Source organism: Peribacillus sp. ACCC06369 (assembly GCF_030348945.1).
Lineage (GTDB): Bacteria > Bacillota > Bacilli > Bacillales > DSM-1321 > Peribacillus.
Genome location: NZ_JAUCEN010000002.1, coordinates 2,069,425 through 2,092,017 on the forward strand (window position 1 = coordinate 2,069,425; position 22,593 = coordinate 2,092,017).

18 protein-coding genes are annotated in these 22,593 nt (G+C 37.5%); 17 read left to right on the forward strand and 1 reads right to left on the reverse strand.

The window, feature by feature from the left end; translation table 11 throughout:
• Positions 1–552 precede the first annotated feature (552 nt).
• The 7 genes from QUF78_RS11050 to QUF78_RS11080 all read left to right on the forward strand — a co-directional run bounded on the left by QUF78_RS11050 (position 553) and on the right by QUF78_RS11080 (position 12,373).
• Positions 553–2,259, forward strand: a complete 1,707-nt coding sequence (locus QUF78_RS11050; RefSeq protein ID WP_289324673.1) for a sigma-54 interaction domain-containing protein — start codon at positions 553–555, stop codon at positions 2,257–2,259.
• A gap of 195 nt (positions 2,260–2,454) precedes the next feature.
• Positions 2,455–4,527, forward strand: a complete 2,073-nt coding sequence (locus tag QUF78_RS11055; RefSeq protein WP_289324674.1) for a hydantoinase/oxoprolinase family protein — start codon at positions 2,455–2,457, stop codon at positions 4,525–4,527.
• A 3-nt stretch (positions 4,528–4,530) separates the two neighbouring features.
• Entirely contained in the window at positions 4,531–6,309 is a 1,779-nt protein-coding gene (locus tag QUF78_RS11060; protein ID WP_289324675.1) for a hydantoinase B/oxoprolinase family protein, read from the forward strand.
• Between the two features lie 20 nt (positions 6,310–6,329).
• On the forward strand, positions 6,330–7,574 hold the full coding sequence (locus tag QUF78_RS11065; RefSeq protein ID WP_289324676.1) for a Zn-dependent hydrolase: 1,245 nt from the start codon (positions 6,330–6,332) through the stop codon (positions 7,572–7,574).
• 469 nt (positions 7,575–8,043) lie between these two features.
• Positions 8,044–9,414 carry an NCS1 family nucleobase:cation symporter gene (gene ncs1 / locus QUF78_RS11070; protein ID WP_289327295.1) on the forward strand — a complete coding sequence of 457 codons (1,371 nt, stop codon included), beginning with the start codon at positions 8,044–8,046 and terminating at the stop codon, positions 9,412–9,414.
• 463 nt (positions 9,415–9,877) lie between these two features.
• Complete coding sequence (locus tag QUF78_RS11075) at positions 9,878–10,627, forward strand: aspartate/glutamate racemase family protein (RefSeq protein ID WP_289324677.1); 750 nt, start codon at positions 9,878–9,880, stop codon at positions 10,625–10,627.
• 285 nt (positions 10,628–10,912) lie between these two features.
• Complete coding sequence (locus QUF78_RS11080; protein WP_289324678.1) at positions 10,913–12,373, forward strand: NCS1 family nucleobase:cation symporter-1; 1,461 nt, start codon at positions 10,913–10,915, stop codon at positions 12,371–12,373.
• On the opposite strand, the gene QUF78_RS11085 is transcribed toward QUF78_RS11080, so the two are convergent.
• Positions 12,366–12,605: a hypothetical protein gene (locus QUF78_RS11085; protein ID WP_289324679.1), complete on the reverse strand. Its 240-nt coding sequence runs from the start codon at positions 12,603–12,605 to the stop codon at positions 12,366–12,368. The genes QUF78_RS11080 and QUF78_RS11085 overlap by 8 nt on opposite strands.
• Positions 12,606–12,861: 256 nt before the next feature.
• Between QUF78_RS11085 and QUF78_RS11090 the strand changes: the two genes are divergently transcribed.
• The 10 genes from QUF78_RS11090 to QUF78_RS11135 all read left to right on the forward strand — a co-directional run bounded on the left by QUF78_RS11090 (position 12,862) and on the right by QUF78_RS11135 (position 22,450).
• Positions 12,862–13,026 carry a hypothetical protein gene (locus tag QUF78_RS11090; RefSeq protein WP_289324680.1) on the forward strand — a complete coding sequence of 55 codons (165 nt, stop codon included), beginning with the start codon at positions 12,862–12,864 and terminating at the stop codon, positions 13,024–13,026.
• Positions 13,027–13,466: 440 nt separating this feature from the next.
• Positions 13,467–14,276, forward strand: coding sequence for a histidinol-phosphatase (locus QUF78_RS11095; protein ID WP_289324681.1), 810 nt, complete (start codon positions 13,467–13,469; stop codon positions 14,274–14,276).
• 553 nt (positions 14,277–14,829) lie between these two features.
• Entirely contained in the window at positions 14,830–15,756 is a 927-nt protein-coding gene (yhfZ, locus tag QUF78_RS11100; protein ID WP_289324682.1) for a GntR family transcriptional regulator YhfZ, read from the forward strand.
• A 68-nt stretch (positions 15,757–15,824) separates the two neighbouring features.
• A complete protein-coding gene (locus QUF78_RS11105; protein WP_260357358.1) occupies positions 15,825–16,190 on the forward strand; it encodes a PRD domain-containing protein in 366 nt (121 codons plus the stop codon).
• A 12-nt stretch (positions 16,191–16,202) separates the two neighbouring features.
• A complete protein-coding gene (locus QUF78_RS11110) occupies positions 16,203–16,565 on the forward strand; it encodes a DUF2620 domain-containing protein (RefSeq protein WP_260357359.1) in 363 nt (120 codons plus the stop codon).
• A 23-nt stretch (positions 16,566–16,588) separates the two neighbouring features.
• Complete coding sequence (locus QUF78_RS11115; protein ID WP_260357360.1) at positions 16,589–17,887, forward strand: YhfT family protein; 1,299 nt, start codon at positions 16,589–16,591, stop codon at positions 17,885–17,887.
• Positions 17,888–18,033: 146 nt separating this feature from the next.
• Entirely contained in the window at positions 18,034–18,903 is an 870-nt protein-coding gene (locus QUF78_RS11120) for a phosphotriesterase family protein (protein ID WP_289324683.1), read from the forward strand.
• Positions 18,904–18,942: 39 nt separating this feature from the next.
• Positions 18,943–20,022: an aminotransferase class V-fold PLP-dependent enzyme gene (locus QUF78_RS11125; RefSeq protein ID WP_289324684.1), complete on the forward strand. Its 1,080-nt coding sequence runs from the start codon at positions 18,943–18,945 to the stop codon at positions 20,020–20,022.
• 40 nt (positions 20,023–20,062) lie between these two features.
• On the forward strand, positions 20,063–21,283 hold the full coding sequence (locus QUF78_RS11130; protein ID WP_289324685.1) for a phosphopentomutase: 1,221 nt from the start codon (positions 20,063–20,065) through the stop codon (positions 21,281–21,283).
• 15 nt (positions 21,284–21,298) lie between these two features.
• Positions 21,299–22,450: a YhfX family PLP-dependent enzyme gene (locus QUF78_RS11135; RefSeq protein ID WP_289324686.1), complete on the forward strand. Its 1,152-nt coding sequence runs from the start codon at positions 21,299–21,301 to the stop codon at positions 22,448–22,450.
• The last annotated feature ends 143 nt before the right edge of the window (positions 22,451–22,593 follow it).

The window sequence follows — 22,593 nt, forward strand, 5'->3', positions numbered from 1 at the left end:
TACATGGCTTTTTTCTTCTACTTTTTTGCTCCGTATAAGAGAACTTTTGCTAATTCATTTTAATTCCTTCACTCGTTTAAATGCATGGCTCTCAAGTAGCTTTTGAGCGTGTGAGACCTGTTTCTTTGATGTACTTGTTAGGGCGGACCTCTCTGATTAAAATATAAGTAAATGATATAATGAAAGAATCCTACTCTTATAAGGAATCAAAAGTTTTTTTATGATAATGGTTTTGAATTTATCTCCAACTTAAAAAAGCAGAAAATTCATAATAGTAATTCTACAAAGTTGTCAAAAAAAATTGAAGCAATAAAACAAGGGAAAGACTTAATTGATTGAAGTATCCCAAGATCAGTTCCATGTGGTTCCCAGTTCAAGAGACGTAGGGATTGTATTCAACTTTCAAACTGGCGGGTTGCCGTATTGGTATGTAGTGGGGAATGGAGATACTTATATGCTTGGGTGCTTTCTTTAGCTGCTGAGCGGATTCATCCTAAAAAAATTTTATTAAATCTATGTTCTCAAAACAGATGTTAAAAGGGGTGTATTAATTTGCGTAATTTACAAGAAATAGTAAAATATTTTCCCTTTGGTCTGCTATTAGTAAACAATAAGGGTGAAATACGATATGGGAATGAACTTTGTGAAAGTATACTAGGAGTCAAAAAACTAGATAAGAATCTTATACAAGTTATATTACCAGGTTGTAACATAATAAAAGTAATCAAAGAAGGCGGATTTGAAATTACCGCTCATAACTCTTTAGAGGAAATGCACCTCATGTGTATCTCATTGATGACTGGGAATCTTGGGATAATTCTATTCATTCCTAAAGAAGTTTATAATGATGACATCATAAGTAAGTCTCCTAATGTTATTGAGTTAAAACAAGAACTGGAAGCGATTATGAATTTGAGTGGTGAGCTTGTAACAATCACAGATGCTGAGGGAATCGTACTGCGAGTTAATAAAGCATGCGAGCAGATTCTAGGAGTAAAGGAATCTGATGTTATTGGCAGATTCGCCTCTATCATGGAAAAAAATGGTGTTATAGACTCATCCTCAACAAAGCATGTAATAAAGCACAAGTGTAAAATAACCATGAATCAAACAACGATGTCTGGACGGCGGTTAATGGTTGATGCGCACCCAATTTTTAATGATGATGGGTCATTGAGTAAAGTTATTAATATTTCAAAAGATGTAACAGAGATATCAAACCTTCAAAAAAAATTAGAAGAAACCAAAAGCATTCTAGATTACTATCAGCAGGAACTTAGTATTCTTCAGAAAAAAGATCAAGAAATAGTTGTTAAATCCATGGCTATGGAAAAGGTTTATGAACTGGCATGTAGAGTAGCCGATTCGGATGCCACCATTTTTCTGCAAGGGGAAACAGGTGTAGGTAAGGAAGTTCTGGCTAGAACGATTCATAATTCCAGCATTAGAAAAGAAGCTCCGTTTATAAAAGTTAATTGTGGAGCAATTCCGGAAAGTATTATGGAATCTGAGCTTTTTGGTTATTCAAAAGGCACTTTCACCGGTGGGAATAAAGATGGAAAAAAGGGGTTAGCCCTGGCAGCGCATAAAGGAACTTTATTTTTAGATGAGATTGGTGAATTACCACTTAATTTACAGGCGAAATTACTTCAACTTTTAAATGAAAAGCAGTTCACTCCACTTGGAGAAATAAAGCCAGTACAAGTAGATGTTCGATTTATAGCTGCAACCAATCGTAATTTAGAGGATATGGTGAGAGAGGGAACTTTTCGTGAAGACCTATATTATCGTTTATTTGTTATACCTATTACTATTCCCTCTTTATCAGAACGAAGAGAGGACATACCCTTTCTAATCAACCATTTTTTAGAAACATTTAACCATAAATACAAATTATATAAAACAATTGATAAGGAAGTAGTACAGTTTTTCATAGATTATGAATGGAAGGGAAATGTAAGAGAATTACAAAATACTATTGAAAGACTCGTTCTTATATCATCAGCTCAGCAAATAGAGTTAAGTGATCTATCAGATAAATTTAAAAAGGCCACTTCTCACACTAAAGGAATCAGTGGCGAAGGTTTGAATCTAAAGCAAAAAATGGAGCAATTTGAAAAACAAATCCTTGTTCAAACTTTAGAAACGTCTAATACAATGAAAGAAGCAAGTAAAAAATTGGGAGTGGATGCATCGACGATTACCAGAAAAGTTAAAAAATACAACATTAACGTTGCAAAATTGCAATTTCTATTGTGATTTTGCAATTTTTATTTTAAACCTAGTTTTATGAATTTTCTGATATAAATTATGGATGTTAGTCCATTTAGGATTGCACCTTTGCAATTTCGATTTATTCTCAATATTAAAAAGCTATTTTTATCAGCTTTTTATACTTTGGCATGAAACTTGCTTTAAATAATAATAGAACACAATTTAAAGGGGGAAAGTGTTATGAAATTATTTGGCGTAGACGTCGGAGGAACTTTTACCGATATAATTTTTAGCGATACTGAAACACGGGTGACAGCTATTCATAAAGTCCCGACAACATTAGACGATCCATCAACCGGTGTGGTTCAGGGTATTCTTGAACTTTGTGACCGTCAATATATTGACAGAACTGCAATTGATCATGTGTTTCACGGAACAACGATTGCCACTAATGCGATTCTTGAGTATGACGGGGCTAAAACAGGGATGATCACAACAGAAGGATACAGGGATATCATACATATCGGGAGGCATCAACGACCACAAAACTATTCCATCATGCAAGAAATTCCATGGCAGGATAGACCATTAGTCCAGCGAAGACATCGATTAGCGATTGCAGAGCGTATGGGCCCAGTTAAAGGCCAGGTCATCACTCCAGTACAGGAAGATCAAGTTCGGGGTGCGGTTGCAACGTTAAAGGAAAGGGGCGTTGATTCTATTATTGTTAACTTCTTATTTTCCTATACCAACCCTGAGCATGAACAACGTGTAAAAGAAATTATCGAAGAAGAATATCCGGAAGCATTCGTCACGATTTCTTCTGAAGTTTCACCGCAATTTCGTGAGTTTGAACGTTTTACCACAGCTTCCATTAACGGCTTTGTGGGGCCGAAGGTGAAAAATTACATTCAAAACTTGGAACAGAGTTTGAAAGATTCAGGAATCTCTGCTGAACTTCATATTATGTGCTCAAACGGTGGAGTAGCAACGCCTAAAACTGTATCTGAAAAGCCTGTCAATACGCTGTTGTCAGGGCCTGCAGCAGGTATCCTGGGAGGAGCTTGGGCCGGGGAATTAACAAATCGTCAAAAACTGATTACCTTTGACGTAGGCGGCACTAGTGCTGACATAGGTATTATCACTGATAGCGGTTATGGCGAATCGTCAGCTCGTGATACATGGATAGCTGGTTATCCAGTCATGGTACCGATGATTGATATTCATACAATCGGCGCAGGTGGCGGCAGTATAGCCCATATTGATGAAGGCGGTGCATTTAAGGTTGGGCCAAGAAGTGCAGGTTCTCGTCCAGGACCAGCCTGTTACGGCCATGGCGGGTTAAAGCCAACAGTAAGTGATGCTAACGTTGTGCTCGGAAGGATTGATGAACATAATTTCCTTGGTGGAGAGATGAAAATCTATACAAATGCAGCATACAAGGTAATAGACGAATTAGCGGGACAATTGGATTTAAGTAGAGAAAGAACAGCTGAAGGTGTCTTGCAAATAATGAATAACAACATGGCAAATGCGATTCGTGAAAAAACGATTCAAAAAGGCGAGGACCCGAGGGAGTTCTCATTGGTTGCTTTTGGCGGAGCCGGTCCGCTACATGCCGTAGAAGTCGCTCAGATTTTAAATATACCAGAGGTAATTATACCGTTATACCCAGGAATCAACTCCGCCACTGGATTATTAACGACAGATTTAAAATATGACGTTATCAAAACGGAATTTATGATGAGTACTAATATGGATTTCTCCGGCTTAAACGAAGATTTAGCTGGATTAGAAACCCAGCTTATTAATCAACTAAAAGAAGACGGAGTCTCCAAACAAGATATTCGCATTCTTCGAAGTGCTGATTGCCGATATGCCGGTCAGGGGTATGAGTTGCGTGTTGATCTGCCAGACGTATTTCTTGATGAAGAAACTATTGTCGATGCATTGAACAATTTTCATGAGAGCCATAAAGCAGAGTATGGACATAACTTTACAGACAGCCCAATTGAGTTTGTCAATATTCGCGTAACTGGAACTGGCTACATGCCGAAAATCGAAAAGCAGGCAATCCATCACGAGTATCAATTGGAAGATGCATTGTTAAAAACAGGTGATGCTATTTTTAATATCGATGGAAGCCTAGTAAAAGTCGAAATCAATTTCTATCAAAGAGAGAAGATTCCTGTTGGTGCTGAATTTAATGGTCCTTGTATTGTGCTACAAAAAGATACAACCACTGTCATTCCTCCTAACTGTACTGCTTATATCGAGGAATACGGAAATATGATTATTAAGGTAGGTGTTTAATTTATGTCAAAAATCCATACTGACTTAAAGCAGATCGACCCAATTACGGTTCAGGTTGTTCTAGGTTCTTTAGAAAATGTTGCGGTTGAAATGGGACACAAGCTTGCCCGGATGTCTTATTCCAGTATTATTCGGGAATCTGAAGACTTTGGTTGTGCGCTAGTTGATGTCAGAGGACAACAGCTATGTGAGTCCTCTCACAGTACACCTCTTCAATCTGGTCCGATTCCGGGATATATAAAGGGGATCCGTGAAATCATGGAGGATCGCAACGATACCTTCAATCAAGGTGATGTCATTATGCATAATTCACCATATCATGGAGCTTCCCACGGTCCAGATGTAGGATTTTGTATTCCGGTGTTTTATAAGGACGAATTAATTGGATTCTCTGTTACGACGGCACACCATTTAGATATAGGATCATCAACTCCAGGAAGCTGTGGGATCGTAGATGCGGTAGATGCCTATGCCGAAGGCCTTCAATTTAAAGCTATAAAAGTCTATGACCAAGGTGTTAAAAACCGTTATGTATGGGATATTTTGAAAGATAACATACGCGCTCCGAAATTAGTCGTTGGTGATATGGAAGCCCAAATAGCAGCCGCTAGAATCGGTGCACAAAGGTATATAGAGATTATTGAAAAATATGGATTAGACACCGTTCAAGCAGCAAGTGAAGAACTGATGAACTACTCAGAAAAAATGATGCGGGATGCCATTAAAAAGCTGCCAGATGGAGAATACACTGCTGAAGGTTTTTTGGATGGATATTTAGACAGTGACGATCCTGCTAAAAAAGATTTAAGAATCAATGTAACAGTGAAGGTTGATGGGAGTAATTTGACAGTCGATTTGACTGGGACATCTCCTCAAGTGACTGACAAACCAATCAATATGCCATTATTAGGAACAGTCGATATTGCTATCTATCTTACATTACGGTCAATCTTACTAGATTCCACAGTATATGGGAATTTCCCGCAAAATTCAGGGTTAATCCGGCCAATTAAGATTGTGGCACCGAAAGGTACATTATGTAATCCAATCTTTCCTGCGCCGACGATTGCTCGATTCAATTCTGGGAATGCAGTTGCTGATACTTTAATGAAAGCTTTAGCACAGGTTGTTCCGCATCAGGTCAGTGCTGGTGTCGGTAACCTTCAGGTTGTGGCATTCAGCGGTCAAAGTAATGAGAATTACTGGGTTTATATGGATATCATGGAAGGGAGCTATGGAGGTCGCTACGGCAAGGATGGAATGGATGCAGTAGATACTTTATACGCTAACACGAGAAATAATCCGATAGAAGATATTGAATCTCACTATCCTCTAAGAGTAAATCGATATGAGCTAAGAGATAATGAAAGTGCTCCAGGGAAGTGGCGCGGAGGAATAGGATCCATTCGTGAGGTCAGTTTCTTGGCTGATGGAAGTTTCTCTGTTGAAGCGGATGGACATAAATATGCACCGTGGGGATTTGAAGACGGGCAAGACGGCTATGTCGGAAGCTTGTCTATTCGGGACAATGAAACTAATGAACTCGTCCAATTGCCTTCCAAGCTCCCTAATAGACACGCTCAATCCGGAAGCACCATTCAATTAGTAGGCCCATGTGGAGGAGGTTATGGCAATCCACTTGAAAGGGAGCCTGAGAAAGTTCTATCAGACTATTTAGATGGATTTATTACAAGGGAAAAAGCTCTAGTGGAATATGGAGTCACGATTACTGATTCAGAGGAAATAGATTATGAGAAAACGAACGAGTTAAGAAAGGTTTAAAGTTAAAAATGGAGGACGCTATGAAAACAGTAACTATTAGTAAAGAAAGGTTACGCATCCATATAGAACAACTAGGTGAAATAGGAAAGACGAAAGATAAGGGCGTACAACGTCTTGCATTATCCAAAGAAGATAGAGAAGCTACCCTGCTAGTTTCTGAATGGATGAGAGAGGCCGGCCTTACTGTTACTCATGATCATTTTGGGAATTTAATTGGACGGAAAGAGGGAGAAAAACCAAGCCTTCCTTCCGTAATGATCGGTTCTCATATTGATTCTGTTCGAAATGGCGGTAAGTTTGATGGGGTTATTGGAGTACTGGCAGGGATTGAAATTGTCCACGCCATATCCGAGGCAAATGTCGTTCATGAACATTCAATTGAAGTGGTAGCTTTTTGTGAAGAGGAAGGTTCAAGGTTTAATGATGGATTATTCGGAAGTAGAGGCATGGTTGGAAAGGTAAAACCAGAGGATTTACAAAAAGTTGACGATAACAATGTAACTAGATATGAAGCGCTAAAAACCTTTGGCTTTGGGATAGATCCTGATTTTACCCAGCAATCTATACGGGAGATTGGTGACATTAAACATTATTTTGAGATGCATATTGAGCAAGGGCCATATCTAGAAAAGAATAATTACCCAATAGGGATTGTAAGTGGGATTGCGGGTCCTTCTTGGTTCAAGGTAAGGCTAGTTGGAGAAGCTGGCCATGCGGGGACTGTTCCTATGAGTCTACGCAAAGACCCCCTGGTCGGGGCTGCGGAAGTCATTAAAGAAGTAGAAACTCTTTGTATGAACGATCCAAATGCTCCCACAGTCGGCACTGTTGGTAGAATAGCGGCTTTTCCTGGAGGAAGTAATATTATTCCTGAATCAGTGGAGTTTACCCTTGATATCAGGGATATTGAACTGGAGAGACGAAACAAAATTATTGAGAAAATAGAAGAAAAGATCAAACTTGTAAGTAAAACCAGAGGATTGGAATATCAGGTTGAAAAAAACATGGCTACAGTTCCTGTGAAATGCTCTGAAAATCTAATCAACTGCTTAAAACAATCATGCAAGGAGCTGGAGATAGATGCACCAATTATCGTTAGCGGTGCAGGACACGATGCGATGTTTTTAGCGGAAATAACAGAAATAGGAATGGTGTTTGTCCGTTGCCGTAATGGTATAAGCCACTCACCAAAAGAGTGGGCGGAAATAGATGATATTCTCATTGGAACTAAGATACTGTATGAATCAATTATAAAACATATATAAACTGTTGTATGGCGGTCTGTATGGACTGCCATACAATTGAATAATTATAACATTTATTTTCGGAAAATTCTTAATTTTAAAAAAATAACGTTTTTAGATTTCACGAACAAAGGAATTAGTAACACCTATTGAAGGTAAATGAAGTGGACTAAATCTCAAAACTTCGAATCTTAGAATACTTACTGATAGGTGGAAAAATAATTGTTAATTAACTATTTGAAGGTGAATTATTGATGTTAGGCCCCAACATCAACGTTATTTTCTCCATAAGTATTAGAAATGGTTTTGCTCTTAGACAATCATCACAATAAAAACTAGTAACACAAACAAAATGTCCTGTTATGAGAGAATCAATCGGAACATTATGAAGAACTTCAAAGAAGATTTCTTTCTAAGGAAAAATTAAAAGGAGGTAATTTCTTTGAATAACGTTAATGAAAAGGGGATTAGTTTAAAGGGAAAAGACATCATGCCGACAGTGAACAAGGAAAGAAATATGTCCGCAATAGCGTATTTTATTTTATGGGTTGGGATAGCTGTACAACTAGTAACCCCCATAACAGCGGCTCAGCTTTATCCAGCATTATCACCCCTGCAAATCATCATAGCTTGTATCCTTGGTAATCTAATTGTCTCTATTCTTTTAACATTATTAGGGGATATTGGGGTGAGATATGGAATTCCATATGCGGTTTATATTAGGGCGAGCTTCGGTTATTTAGGAGCCCATATACCAGGTATTGTACGTGCCGTTCCAGCGGTATTCTGGTTTGGTTTTCAAACATGGATGGGTGCATATGCCTTGGATGCAATCATGGAAATGTTAACGGGTTACTCGAACCTTAAATTGTTAATTATTTTATTTGGTGTAGTGCAAATCATTAACACTGCCATGGGAATGGAAGCTATTACAAAATTTGAATGGCTGGCTTCTCCTAGTATTTTAATTATAGGTATTATTTTACAAGTATATATTATGAAACAGCATCATTTAACATTCAGTGAGATTTTCTCCCATGGGGGTGACGGTGGTGTTTCAATGGGCTATGCTGTCGTCGTAATGATGGGAACATATATTACGATGGCTTTAAATGCCCCGGATTTTACCCGGTTCTTAAAGACAAAAACTGGTAGTGGTGAGCCTAATTGGTGGAAAGTCAATAAAGGAAGTTTTTGGGCACATACATTTGGTTTGGTAGGATCAATGCTACTCTTTACGATTATCGGTTTAACAAGTGGGGTTGCAACGGGAACATGGAATCCAATTGATGCTATGATCCAAACAATGGGAAAAGATAACCCTTTCCTTTTAATTGTATGTTTAGCCTTTGTTATTTTAGCTCAATGGTCTACAAATATTAGTGCGAATCTATTGCCTCCAGGTTATATCATAGTAAACCTATTCCCACGTAAGATATCATTTCCGATGGGTGCGATAATAGCAGGGATTATTGGATTACTTATTCAACCATGGAATTATGCGGAGTTTGTTCCTCAAATTCTAATGGTTATAACAGCCACACTAGCCCCAATCGTAGGTATTATGTTTACCGATTATTATTTGCTTAGAAAACGCAGGCTGAACTTAGATGAACTGTATAAAGTCGATGGTCAATATAAGTATTGGAAAAATGTTAATCCCGCAGCCATCATTGCATACATTCCATCCGGTTTGTCAGTTCTTTTGTTTCCTGATTATGGATTTGTTACAGCATTGTTAATTTCTATGGTTTTGTACTATACCTTAATGAAATATTGGATTTGCAAGATATATGAACAGCCTGAAATTACCGATGCAAATTTTAATATAAAAAGTCAAGGATTTACGAAGGAGGGATAATGTATAAAAATTAAAGTAATTAACCCGAGAAATGACGAATGGCATTGTACACAGGTCAAAAAGTGAGCTGGATCGGACATACAGATCATTACGGTACCCGAAATGGGTCACGCATCAATTGAAGCCTACTATGATGGAATACTTGAGTATTTCTGGAGTACTCCTGATAATACAAAAGAAATGTAGAGGGCACTACACTTTCAGTTGAGGAAGGTAAGTTACTAGGTTGTGCCGGTATGGCGGATTTAACCGATAAACTCGAGAAAGAACTTGGGGTACCTGAAATTGATGGTGTAGTAGTGATTGATAGTTTATAGAAACAATTGTTGACCCTTGGAAAAAACAAGCAAACTAAAAACTTATAAATCTCCTGAAAAGAAAGAATATAGCGGGAAATTAAGAAATTTGGGTCCGTGGAAAAAGCTATAAAATAAATTCACTAAATTCTAGGAGGAAAATGGTTATGAAAATTAAAGTTATCAACCCGAATACCACTTTGGCAATGACAAAGGGAATTGAACATGCTGCTAAGTCAGCTGCAAGATCTGATACTCAAATTGTTGCAGTGAGTCCTAAAATGGGTCCGGCTTCAATTGAATCCTACTATGATGAATATTTAAGCATTCCAGGAGTAATTGAGGAAATTAAAAAGGGAGAAGAAGAAGGAGTAGATGCATTTGTTATAGCATGCTGGGGAGACCCTGGATTGCATGCTGCGAGAGAAGTAACAGATAAACCAGTTGTAGGCATTGCGGAATCCTCCGTTTTTTTAGCATCAATGCTTGCTGCCAGATTTTCCGTGGTCACAGTTTTACCTAGAATTAAAACAATGTTAGAAGACCTGGTTGATTCATATGGTATGCAAAAACGTGTACTAAACATCCGTACGACACCGATGGGCGTATTAGATTTTGAGAGAGATCCAGAAGCAGGAATTGAAATGTTAAGGCAGGAAGGGAAAAGAGCGGTAGAGGAAGATAATGCAGAAGCTATTCTACTTGGATGTGCTGGTATGGCAGAATTTGCGGATAGCCTTGAAAAAGAATTAGGAGTTCCCGTTATCGATGGAGTTGTAGCGGGTGTGAAATTCGCCGAAGCAATTGTTGATCTAGGAAAGAAAACAAGTAAACTAAAAACTTATAAATATCCAGAGAAAAAAGAATATGTTGGGGCATTGGAGAACTTTGGACGGAATCAAACAACTACAAAATAAAAAATTAATTGGTTTTGTGCACAAAAATTAAAGAGTTTTCACACTTGTTAAATGATAGATAGTTTATATCAATTTTATTTAATTTTGGGCGAATTTCACTTACTAGTGAAATTGCCCATTTTTTAAAAGCATAACAGGGATTTCAGTGATATTGACTGTTAGGCAGAACAGAAATTATATTATACATCCCTTGAATGAATTATTGCATTTTTAATCGAATGGGTGAACTGTAAAAGTTCTTACATCAATATATATCAATAAAATGAAAAAGGAGTGGAGATATTCATGGATTCAAATTCTAACAGCGTCATCAATCCAGATCCTTCGTTATACAATGAAGATCTTGCCCCGGTTCCAAAAGAAAAGAGAACATGGAATTGGATATCCTACTCAATGATTTGGATGGGAATGATACACAATATCGTTTCTTATGAGCTTGCCGGAAGTTTAATTGCTATGGGAATGAGTGTATGGCAGGCATTGGGTGCAGTTATCTTTGCAAACGTAGCGCTAATTGCGGCCATTTGGTTAAACAGTGCGGCGGGTACAAAGTATGGTTTGCCCTTTCCTGTTTTGATAAGAGCCTCATTCGGATATAAAGGGGCACATATACCAGTATTAACTCGGGCGTTCGTGGCCATTTTTTGGTTTGCTGTGCAGGCGTATGCTGGGAGTAAAGCAGTTGGTGCTGTAATAACTGTACTTTATCCTGGATGGGCTTCTCTTGGAGACTACTCTTTTTGGGGAATGGGCCTTAATGATTGGATAGGCTTTGGGACGTTTTGGTTGCTCCATGCTTTGGTGATTTCTCATGGGATGGAGAGGGTTAGACGTTTTGAAATGTGGGCTGGACCGTTAGTCATTGTATTAGGTTTAGGTTTGGTGTATTGGGCAGTTGATGTAGCAAATGGCTTTGGGCCGCTTTTCTCCATTCCTGGTACCCTTACTGGAGATGAGTTCTGGAAAAGCTTTTTTCTTTCAGTTACGGGGATGATTGGTGTATTAGCAACCTTAGTTTTAAACATTCCCGACCTTACTCGATTTTCAAAAAGCCAAAGAGATCAAGTCATTGGCCAGGCTGTAGGATTACCCATTATGATGACGTTTTTTGCATTTATGAGTATCATGATCACGGCAGGAACAATTATTGCATTCGGAAAGCCGATAACAGATCCAGTACAACTACTAGTCCAATTTGATAATCCTATTGTTGTATTATTGGGGGCATTTTCCCTGCTAATAGCGACCCTTTCCGTTAACGTTGTTGCTAACGTTGTCTCGCCGGCATACGATCTTATTAACTTGTTTCCAAGAAAGCTCAATTTTGTCAAAGCAGGAATTATTTCTATAGTGATTGGTGTATTTTTTGCACCTTGGCTATGGTTTAACAACGCAGGCACGATTTTTAATATCATTGGTGCTATAGGAGGAACATTAGGACCAGTATCAGGAATTATGATCGTGGATTATTTCCTTGTCAGACGCAGTCAATATGATTTAAATAGTTTCTTCGTGAAGGATGGGCAGTATACATACCGTAACGGGTGGAACCCGCGGGCGTTTATTGCAATGTCAATGGGTGTAATTGTTGCCTTGATAGGACTAGTGGTACCTTCTTTACATTCTCTCTATACCTATAACTGGTTTTTAGGGATAGCAGTAGGCGGAGTATCCTACTTTTTCTTGATGCGTTCAAACCAAAAGTCCATAACCACTGTTGTGGAGGAGAATGCTATTATTAAATAAAACGAAGACCGCTCATACCTATATAGGTAGAGCGGTTTTTTGCGTGCTTGTTAAAAAGAGAAGGTGCCCAAGCCAAACTAAATTGAGTCCCTTTATGCAAGGTAATACCCCAAGCTAATATCTGTAGCTTCATCTTGCGCTTTTGGCGGAAAGCTGACAATATATAAACGCCTTTTTTTTCACTTGGAATGTATATAGTAAAACTTGGAGGTACACCCTTAGATCCTGTCAACGAGAAATTCTCCATAACAAGCCATAGCACCGGATAATTCCATGTTAGCCCCAATTTTAATCGTATCGGTATCGCTTCCTTCTGAACTTTTTTTAGCGTCTGAACAACCAGCTTACATTCCAATCATTAACGCTGAATCCAAAGCATCTTGGTGAATTTTCCCCTCATAATAATGATCCCTTAATGGCTGATATTTTTGAATCCTGGCTAACTCAAGTGTCTGGAAATAAAGGAAATATGTGCAGGGGGTATAAACATGTGGTTTCAGAATCGGTACCGTAAAATAACGAGGAGGGAAAAACGAAGTGATAACCTGGAAACTTCATGTAATACAGGCGGACTTTCCCTTCACGGTATATTAAAAGATAACCTTCACCAAATTAGACGGGAGCTTGGAAACAGTTCTGATGCTGGAAAATAGATGGAGATACTGATATTCTTAATATCAAGATAAAGAGCGGTCATTCGATTGAATATGGTGATTATCTGGATTCACTTGCACGCCTTTACAGTTATTTCTAATCCCACACAGGAAACTTCCTGGTAAGTTATCACGAAACCTAGGTTTGAATTCATTGGAGAGGGATCTCCACAACATGTGTGGGGAGCAAGCAGTGGTTCATTGCATAAACAAGACACACACTTTCCCATGATTGTAACATGGTGGATTTAAGATAGATTTTTCACATTTTAGATGAATGAAATTCGTCAATAAAACAAACTTAATATTCCTTGTTCATTTTTTAGGAGTCGGGGATTTTGTTTATAACTCTAATTTTGATGGAATGTTAATTTGTTTTCCTTGGGGAGTACGATATAAGTTGAAATGAAATTTATTTTGATAGAGGTGGGAACTAAAAAATGAATCCATTTGATCTTCATACCCATCACCAACGCTGTGGACATGCTCGGGGGAATATTCGTGATTATATTGAAGCTGCTAACCGCAATGGGCTAGGTATGATTGGTATATCTGATCATTCACCATATTTTACAAGTGAAGAAGATCAGCGTTATCCTCTTATCGCCATGAGCAAAAGCCAATTTCCTGAATACGTATCAGAGGTTCTGCAGCTTAAAGAAGAGTATAAAGGGAAGATTGAAGTTTTGCTTGGTGTGGAATCAGACTTTTTTCCGGAACATGTAGAAAATTATCGTAGTTATTACGAACGTTACCCATTTGATTATATTATTGGTTCCGTACACCATGTGGATGGCATAAGCATATTTAAGAAGGACCGGTGGGATGGTCTTTCGAATAAAGAAAAATTACAAACGAAAGAAACATATTATAAACTCATAGAACAATCCGCCAAGAGCGGGATGTTTCAGATTCTTGGCCACATTGATGCGATGAAGGGTTTTTATCCTTCTTTTTCCTCAATTCAAACGGAGGCTATAGAACATACATTAAAAGTTATTGCAGGATATGATATTGCAATTGAAGTAAATACGTCCGGTAAAACCAAATACTCCGGGGGCTGGTACCCGGCAGATGATATCCTTGAGATGGCACTACATTACGGAGTAAAGGTTACCTTTGGTTCAGATGCACATAACCCGGACCGTGTAGCTGATGATTTTGAATTGGTAAGACTGAGACTCAAAGAAATCGGCTATAAGGAATGGGCATTTTTTAGAGAAAAGGCCATGTTCCTTATTCCTCTATAGAAAATTTATCAATAATAATAGTATATTACAAACAGGTGGCGATTCTTCTGCCGGAAACTGGTGTGATTGATTTGATCCTTATTGGGCGATTGATTGGATATTTCTGCAGTCAAGGTAACACTTCCTTCAAAGTTATTTGTAAACTCAAAGAACTAATTAATTCTCCATCTAGATTTTACAAAAAACCCCTCTGGATATATCTTAATAAAAAGCCCTTCTCGATTGAGAGTGGCTTATTTCTGTTTAAAAAGGTAAATCATCTGAATGGTAGGTTTAACCTGCTTAACTAACTCCGTTTAATTAGTGGGGGTCCTTTACATAATTCTCGTGTTGTCTTGTTAAATTACGAAGGTTTGGCATATACTCACTTTTTTCGTGAAGTGTATTTATAGAGAGATTACTTGGTACATATGCTTAAATGTGTTTTGGGAATTAGAGTGAATAATCTAATTTTTTTAAAAAAGTAGTAAAAACTATTGTGAAATCGTGTAAAAACGTTTACACTTGCAATATACTAAATTTAGTATATTTAATTTGTTATAGGAAGTTGATTATGTGGGATAAATTTTATTCTAAAAATGGGTTAGCTGCTAAAAATATAGCCAAAGTGTTGATAGAACTAGAGATAGGCAAAAGAATACCCCGGGTTTCAGATTTTTGTGAAGTACTTTCATTTGGACGCGGGACCATTCAAAGCGCTCTTAATTTGTTAGAAGAAATGAAAGCGATTAAATTGGAAGCGCGTGGTCATCTTGGAACCTTTTTATTAGGAAAAGATGATGAGTTGTTACTTGAAATTGCTGGTATTGCACCTTTGGTTGGATCCATGCCGCTTCCTTATTCACGCAAATATGAAGGGTTGGCAACAGGGTTAGTTGAAGCCTTCGAATCAAAAGGTAAAAGAATCAATTTAACTTTTATCCGGGGGGGAATTAATCGAATTGAATCCATTCGTATGAAAAGATGCGATTTCGCAGTTGTTTCTAAATTGACTGCAGAAGCACAAATATTACAGTTTCCAAATTTAAAAATATTCGAAGAGCTTACGCATAATAGTTATGTATCAGCTCATAAAGTGTTTCTGTCTAATTCGAGTGAAACTAGAATTAGACAAGGAATGAAAATCGGTTTGGACATTGAATCCCTTGACCAAAGCAGATTAACGTTTGCAGAAGTTGAGGGCATGGACGTTCAGTTAGTTCATGTAAACTATATGCAGTTGTTTGATATGCTACATGCCAAACAGATAGATGCAACTATTTGGAATGTGGATGAAAAAAAAATGATTGAAACCTTTAGAGCTGTAGAGTTTCAATCACCTTTAGCTCGGCAATTGTCATTGGACACATCCGAAGCTGTCATAGTTATTGATGGTAACAGGGAAGATGAAATTAAACAAAAATGGAACTGTGTAACCAAAGAAATGATTCTTAAAGTTCAAGCACTTGTTGAAACAGGAGAAAAGATTCCTCGGTATTAAAAATATCGAGGAAATTTCTAAAATATTTTTATCAAAATACTAAATACAGTAGATTGGAGTATGTGAAATTGAATAAAGCAGAAATGAATCAAAAATTAGATATATTAAAAGACAATAAGATTATTACCGATTTAGCCTATGACATTACAAACGAAACATTTGATTTAATGTCAGAAAAGTACAAAAAGACCGATTTATCTGAATCCGATATGTTTTGGACACATATGTGCATGGCATTAACAAGGATTCAATGTGAGGAATCTATAGAAGGACCACTTGAAATGATTATGGTAGAAATCAGACAAACACCTTATAAAAATGAAATAGAGGAAATTATCAAATTTGTTAATAATAGATTTCCTCAGGGAATTCCTAAAGAAGAACAGGATTATTTCTATCTGCATCTACATCAAGTACTAGATAAAAATCAATAGGAGGTTTTAATAATGATCAAAATTGTAGTAGGTGGACAGTTAAATAAGCAAACAATCGAAAAGCAAATCAAGGAGTTAGGAGGAAGTGAGGTTGAAGTAAGTGTTAAGAGTGATTTAGAAGCCGTAATGGCGTTAAAAAATAAACAGGTTGATTATTATGTTGGAGCTTGTGAAACAGGGTCTGGTGGGGCGCTTGCTATGGCATTAGCACTTTTAGGACATGATCATTGTGTAGCACTTGCTTCCCCAAGTAAAGTTAAGAATCAAGAAGAAATTCTTGAAGAAGTTAATAGTGGGAAAATCGCTTTTGGCTTTACTGCCCCTTCGTCCGCTAATGTGTTAAAAGCTTTAGTTCCAGCATTACTTAATAAATAAAAAAAATATCAGGGGGAGTACTTTTGGATTTTACTATCATGCAACTAATAACCATAGCCGCTCTTGGTTCTATGGGTTCCATTCTTGTTAACCGAGGTGTAGCTGTTTTTAATGACGGTTTACGTCCAATTGTTCCAGAGTTTTTAGAAGGCCGCATTACCAGAAAAGAATTGGCAGCAACCAGTTTTGCGTTAAGCTTTGGATTAATTATTGGGTTTGGTATCCCGCTATCCATAGGTGCAACAATCATTATTGCGCATAGTATTTTACTTGCATGTGACATTATCGGAATATGGTCACCTGACAATAAAAAGGGCATAATCATTTCTGGTGTCGTAGGTGCTGTTTATAGTATTGGTGTATGCCTTGGACTACAATTTGTTGTTGATCTTTTTGATAAACTACCTATTAACTTCCTTGACTCTTTAAGTCTAGTAGGTACACCTATTATTATTGCATTTACTGTATTCCCTGCTGTAGCCGTAGGTTACCAGCATGGTTTTAAGAAGGCTGTAATTACTGCTAGCATTACATTTATTTCTTATCTATTGTTCGCTCGCTTTGGAACTTTTACTATTTCAAGCTACAAAATTGCATTAAGTCCTGAAGGAATGTCTTTATTATTTGGGATGTTTATGATGGTTTATTTTGCAGCAAGAGTAAAAGGTGGGGAAGGTACTACAAACGCAGATTTAGTTAATATATTTACAGAACGCGTGAACAGAATTAAAAAAAATCGCTGGTTGCTTGCGATTATGGGTGGCTTGGTTGCATTAGTTTCAGCCCAGATGATTCTTGCGGTTGACGCGATGCCACAAGCTTTAATTAATGATGGGAAATACTCGGAAGCAGCAATAGCAACTTTAGCACGTGCCATAGGATTTATACCTTTAGTATTCTCGACTGCCATTGTGACAGGTGTATATGGATTAGCCGGTACAACTATGGTGTTTGTGGTAGGGATCATTTTTAGAGAAATGCCGATTCTAGCATTTTTTGTTGGTGCAGTCGTTATGTATGGGGAAGTTATGCTGTTATCTGTTGTTACAAAAAGCATGGATAAATTGCCTGGTGTACGAGAAATGGGAGAACACATTCGTACGTCCTTAGCTGATGTTCTCGGGATGGCTATCTTAATTGGTAGTGCGATGGCAGGAGAAAAAATTGCACCAGGAATGGGCTTCTTCTGGGTAATGGGCTTTTATCTGCTTAATCGTATAGCGAAAAAGCCATTAGTGGAATTAGCAGTTGGACCAGTAGGGGTTATTGCCTTAGGTATCTTAGTGAATATTCTTCATTTATTTGGTTTATGGTCTAAATAAAGGAAAAGAGAATACCTCTTCCGTGATTATTTTAAAGATAATAATGGGGGAGGTATTCATTAGTTAATAGAAACTACGCATCTAATTATCAACAAAACTAAATCAATTCAATCAAAATTTTATGAAAGAAAGTGATTTTAGTGTTAATGGACGGTATTACTCTTATGCACGAACATACTACGATTGATTTATCAGAAGTTAAAAATACAGAGGATTGTCAACTTGATGTCTTTAGTGAAACTTTAAAAGAATACAAAAAATTATATGAAAAGGGTGTTAGAAACATTGTAGATGTAACCGTTTTTGGAATGGGAAGGAATATCCCGTTTGTCCAAAAGATAGCTGAAGAAAGTGGCATCAACATTATTTATTCTACTGGTTTTTATCAAGAGGAATTTTATCCAATCCAGGTATTTCGTGAAACACGGGAACAATTAGTTGAAAGAATGATTAATGAAATCAACCATGGAATTAAGGGAACGGGAGTAAAAGCAGAAATCATTGGTGAAATCGGAACAAGCTATAACGTATGGACAGATACAGAGAAAAAAGTGTTTGAAGCGGTTGTAATTGCCCATCAAGAAACCAAAAAACCTATAACCACTCATACCTCAATTGGTACATTGGGACATGAACAAGTAGACTTCTTTAAAAAGCATAATGTCGACTTAAATCGTGTTGTTATTGGTCATGTTGATTTAACTGGGGATGCTGATTATATATTGAAAATGTTAAAAGATGGTGTTTATGTTGAGTTTGATACTGTAGGAAAAGAGAGCTATATGCCTGACCGAACACGTGCAGAAATCTTGAAAAAAATTCAGGATGCAGGATATATCGATCATGTTTTCCTTTCAATGGATATCACAAGAAAATCACATCTGGAATATAAAGGTGGGCTAGGTTACAACTTTTTACTAGACTCCTTCATTCCTTTACTTACTAGCCATGGACTAACAGATGATTCTATTGAAAAAATGTTAGTCACAAATCCCTTGGTATTTATGAATCAATGAGGTGATAAAATGCAAACATTCCCTTTAAAAAGTCTTTCAATGGAAGAAGCCCAACAAAAGCAATTTCAGTTAATTGATATCATTACTCGTTATTTTCGAGGTGATGAAATACTTTCGCTTGGAGATTTAGGTGTTGTGAGAGGTGTGAATAAACCCCAATATACAAAAAAGGTAGAAGAAATATTGGCAGATTTTTTTCATGTCGAAAGAGCCTTGTTTGTACGAGGCGCAGGAACTGGAGCACTACGATATGGTTTTATGAGTTTTTTGAAACCAGGCGACCAAATCTTGGTCCATGACGCACCCATTTATCCAACAAGCAAGACAACGCTAGATAGCATGGGGATAGAAGCGATATTTGTTGACTTTCATCAAAAAGAGAAAGTGAAAAAAGTGATTCAACTTCATCCTGAATTAAAAGGCGCACTCATTCAACATACACGTCAAAAAATGGATGATCATTACGATATAGGCAAAGTCATTGGGCACATTCGTTCAATGAATCCTTCTCTTTACATCCTTACTGATGATAATTATGCAACAATGAAAGTAGAACAAGTAGGGGTTCAAGCTGGTGCTGATTTGACAACCTTCTCATTATTTAAATTGTTAGGTCCAGAAGGAATCGGTCTCATAATTGGTAAGGCAGACTTGATTAGAAAAATAGAAAAAATGAACTACTCTGGTGGTAGCCAGGTACAAGGTTATGAGGCGCTAGAAGCTTTACGTGGGCTTGTCTATGCTCCAGTTATGTTAGCCATTCAAGCTGAAGTAAATGAAAAATTAGTATCAAATCTTAATCAAGGGATAGTAACAGGTGTAAAACGTGCTTTCTTAGCAAATGCGCAATCAAAAGTAGTATTAGTAGAGCTAACGGAACCAATCGCAGAAGACGTACTCCATTATGCAAACGAACTTGGGGCAGCCCCGTATCCAGTAGGTGCCGAATCCAAGTATGAATTTGTTCCTATGTTCTATAGAGTTTCAAATACCTTTCTTACATCAGATCCTACTTTAAATAAAAAAATGATTCGGATCAATCCACTAAGAAGTGGAACAGATACGATTATCAGGATATTAACGCAATCCATTCATAAGGCTCAAGCTAAAAGTCAGTGACTTTTGGGTCAGACTGCACTAGATGGAGGAGTAATAACTAATGAATAAAAGAGTAATCGTTATAATTTTAGACAGTTTAGGTGTTGGTTATATGGATGATGCAGTAGAATATCATCCCCAAGATGTTGGTGCAAACACCTTTTATCACATTTTAGATGCCGTTCCATCACTTCGGATTCCTACTTTTGAAAAGTTAGGAATTAATAAAGTCCTGAATCATCCAAGTTTAGAAAAGAAAGAAAACCTGGCCAGCTACGGTGTATTAAAACTTATGCACCATGGTGCTGATAGTTATGAAGGTCATAATGAAATAATGGGCTCAAAGCCTAAAAAGGCCTATCTTGCCCCTTTTATCGATAATATGACTGAAGTTCGAACTGCCCTTGAATTAGATGGCTATAAAGTAAATATTCCTAATCGGGATCTCCCCTATTTATTGGTGAATGATTTGGTCATCGTCGCAGATAACATTGAGACTGATTTTGGACAAATTTATAATGTGAGTGCGCCGCTGGACAATATATCCTTTGAGGAAGTTCTAAAAATAGGCGAATGTGTTCGGAGAAATGTGAGGGTCAATCGAGTAATTGCGCTAGGCGGTGAGAACGTAACACCTGAACACCTACAAAATTCAGTGGAACTTCGTGAAGATGGATTGGTTGGGGTTAACTCACCAAAGTCAAATGTATATAAAAAGGGATATCAAGTTCGGCACTTAGGGTTTGGCATTTTACCTGATCAACAATTGCCAACTTTGGCTGTTAAAGAGGGAGTAGAAGTTTCTCTCGTGGGTAAAATGCAGGATGTGATCTATTGTGAAGGGGCAAATAAATTCCCTGGTGTTGATACTGAACAAGTAATGAAGGATATCCTAAATCAAATGGACCATGTTCAAAATGGATTAATTGCTGCAACTATACAGGAAACAGATTTAGCTGGGCATGCTCAAGATCCAGAGCGCTATGCTAACCGGATTTCGTTAGTAGATCAATATTTAGCAACAATAGTAGAAAAAATGACGGAACAAGATTTACTAATCATAAGTGCAGATCATGGAAACGATCCTACCATCGGCCATAGCCAGCATACACGAGAAAAAGCATTTTTGTTAGTCTATAATAAATTGCTTAAACCAATGAATCTTGGAGAAAGAGAAACACTTTCTGATATAGCTGCAACAGCGGCTGAATATTTAGGGCTTGATGCCACTGAAAACGGGACGAGTCTTTACAATATCAAGGAAAGTAACAAAGGAAATTAGATTGGAGAGATATTAATGTTTTTAGACATAACTCAACAACGCAATCCGAAGTTAATAGAAGCTTCCTTAGAACTACATCAACAAGGCGCTATTTCTCCAAATACGTACGTACTAGATCTGGATACCATAAAATCGAATGCTACTCTTTTAGCCAGAGAAGCCAAAAAACAGGATATTGAATTATTGTTTATGTCCAAACAATTCGGTCGAAATCCGTTGGTAGCTAAAGCTATTGTTGCGGCAGGAATTGAAAAAGCAGTGGCTGTGGATCCGTGGGAAGCCCTCACTCTCAGCAAAAATGGAATTAAAATTGGTCATGTTGGACATCTTGTTCAATTGCCAAAAAGAATGATACCGAAGATTTTAAATATCGAACCCGATTTTATCACCGTTTTTAGCTATGAAAATGCAAAGAATGTTAGTGATGCTGCAAAACTGGTGGGAAGAATCCAAAAAATTTTCTTGCGCATTGCAAACATTGGTGACTTTATTTATAACGGTCAAGAGGGTGGTTTTACTCTTCATCAGCTCCAGGAAGAAGTAAAGAAACTTGAAGAGTTGGATGGTATTGTTATAGCGGGATTAACGAGTTTTCCTTGCATATTAATACAAAACGATACTCCTGCCGTTACACAGAATGTCAAGTCGATGCAACTGGCAAAAGAATTGCTTCAGCAAAGAGGACATCAACATTTGCAGATGAATATGCCGAGTGCAACTTCCGTATCAACGATACAATTGTTAAAAGAAAACGGAGCAACTCAAGGAGAGCCAGGACACGCTCTTACTGGTACGACCCCTTTACACGCAATCCAACATTTAGAAGAAAGACCAGCAATGACATACGTTTCTGAAGTTTCTCATTTTTATCAAGATCGAGCTATTGTCTTTGGAGGCGGTTTTTATCCGCGTTCCCATATGCAAAATGCTTTTGTAGGGAAAAATATAAATAGTTTGAAAAAAGTGCCTATCATAGTAAATGACCCCTCCAATATCGATTACTATGGAACATTAAATACACGTGATGTCAAAATTGGTGACACTGCCATATTTGCTTTTCGTACTCAAATATTTGTCACTCATGCCCAAATAGCAATTGTAAAAAATCTTTCAACTAAACCGGAACTTCTTGGGATTTATGATGCAACTGGTAATTTAGTAAATTAAGAGAAAAAGGCGCTAAACTTTAAATAAGTTGAAGACTCAATGATACATTAACTTCTTTTAACTTGTGGGCTAAGCCCCCTTCTTCCTACTCGCCTGTATATCCAATGACATAGGCAGTGGGTCCACCATAATAAGGATGTGTG

What these genes read in the sequence shown, in the direction of transcription:
- QUF78_RS11055 (WP_289324674.1), top strand. Translation starts at nt 2,455, where the DNA reads ATGAAATTATTTGGCGTAGACGTCGGAGGAACTTTTACCGATATAATT.
- QUF78_RS11060 (WP_289324675.1), top strand. Translation starts at nt 4,531, where the DNA reads ATGTCAAAAATCCATACTGACTTAAAGCAGATCGACCCAATTACGGTT.
- QUF78_RS11065 (WP_289324676.1), top strand. Translation starts at nt 6,330, where the DNA reads ATGAAAACAGTAACTATTAGTAAAGAAAGGTTACGCATCCATATAGAA.
- ncs1 (WP_289327295.1), top strand. Translation starts at nt 8,044, where the DNA reads ATGCCGACAGTGAACAAGGAAAGAAATATGTCCGCAATAGCGTATTTT.
- QUF78_RS11075 (WP_289324677.1), top strand. Translation starts at nt 9,878, where the DNA reads ATGAAAATTAAAGTTATCAACCCGAATACCACTTTGGCAATGACAAAG.
- QUF78_RS11080 (WP_289324678.1), top strand. Translation starts at nt 10,913, where the DNA reads ATGGATTCAAATTCTAACAGCGTCATCAATCCAGATCCTTCGTTATAC.
- QUF78_RS11090 (WP_289324680.1), top strand. Translation starts at nt 12,862, where the DNA reads ATGTGGTTTCAGAATCGGTACCGTAAAATAACGAGGAGGGAAAAACGA.
- QUF78_RS11095 (WP_289324681.1), top strand. Translation starts at nt 13,467, where the DNA reads ATGAATCCATTTGATCTTCATACCCATCACCAACGCTGTGGACATGCT.
- yhfZ (WP_289324682.1), top strand. Translation starts at nt 14,830, where the DNA reads ATGTGGGATAAATTTTATTCTAAAAATGGGTTAGCTGCTAAAAATATA.
- QUF78_RS11110 (WP_260357359.1), top strand. Translation starts at nt 16,203, where the DNA reads ATGATCAAAATTGTAGTAGGTGGACAGTTAAATAAGCAAACAATCGAA.
- QUF78_RS11120 (WP_289324683.1), top strand. Translation starts at nt 18,034, where the DNA reads ATGGACGGTATTACTCTTATGCACGAACATACTACGATTGATTTATCA.
- QUF78_RS11125 (WP_289324684.1), top strand. Translation starts at nt 18,943, where the DNA reads ATGGAAGAAGCCCAACAAAAGCAATTTCAGTTAATTGATATCATTACT.
- QUF78_RS11130 (WP_289324685.1), top strand. Translation starts at nt 20,063, where the DNA reads ATGAATAAAAGAGTAATCGTTATAATTTTAGACAGTTTAGGTGTTGGT.
- QUF78_RS11135 (WP_289324686.1), top strand. Translation starts at nt 21,299, where the DNA reads ATGTTTTTAGACATAACTCAACAACGCAATCCGAAGTTAATAGAAGCT.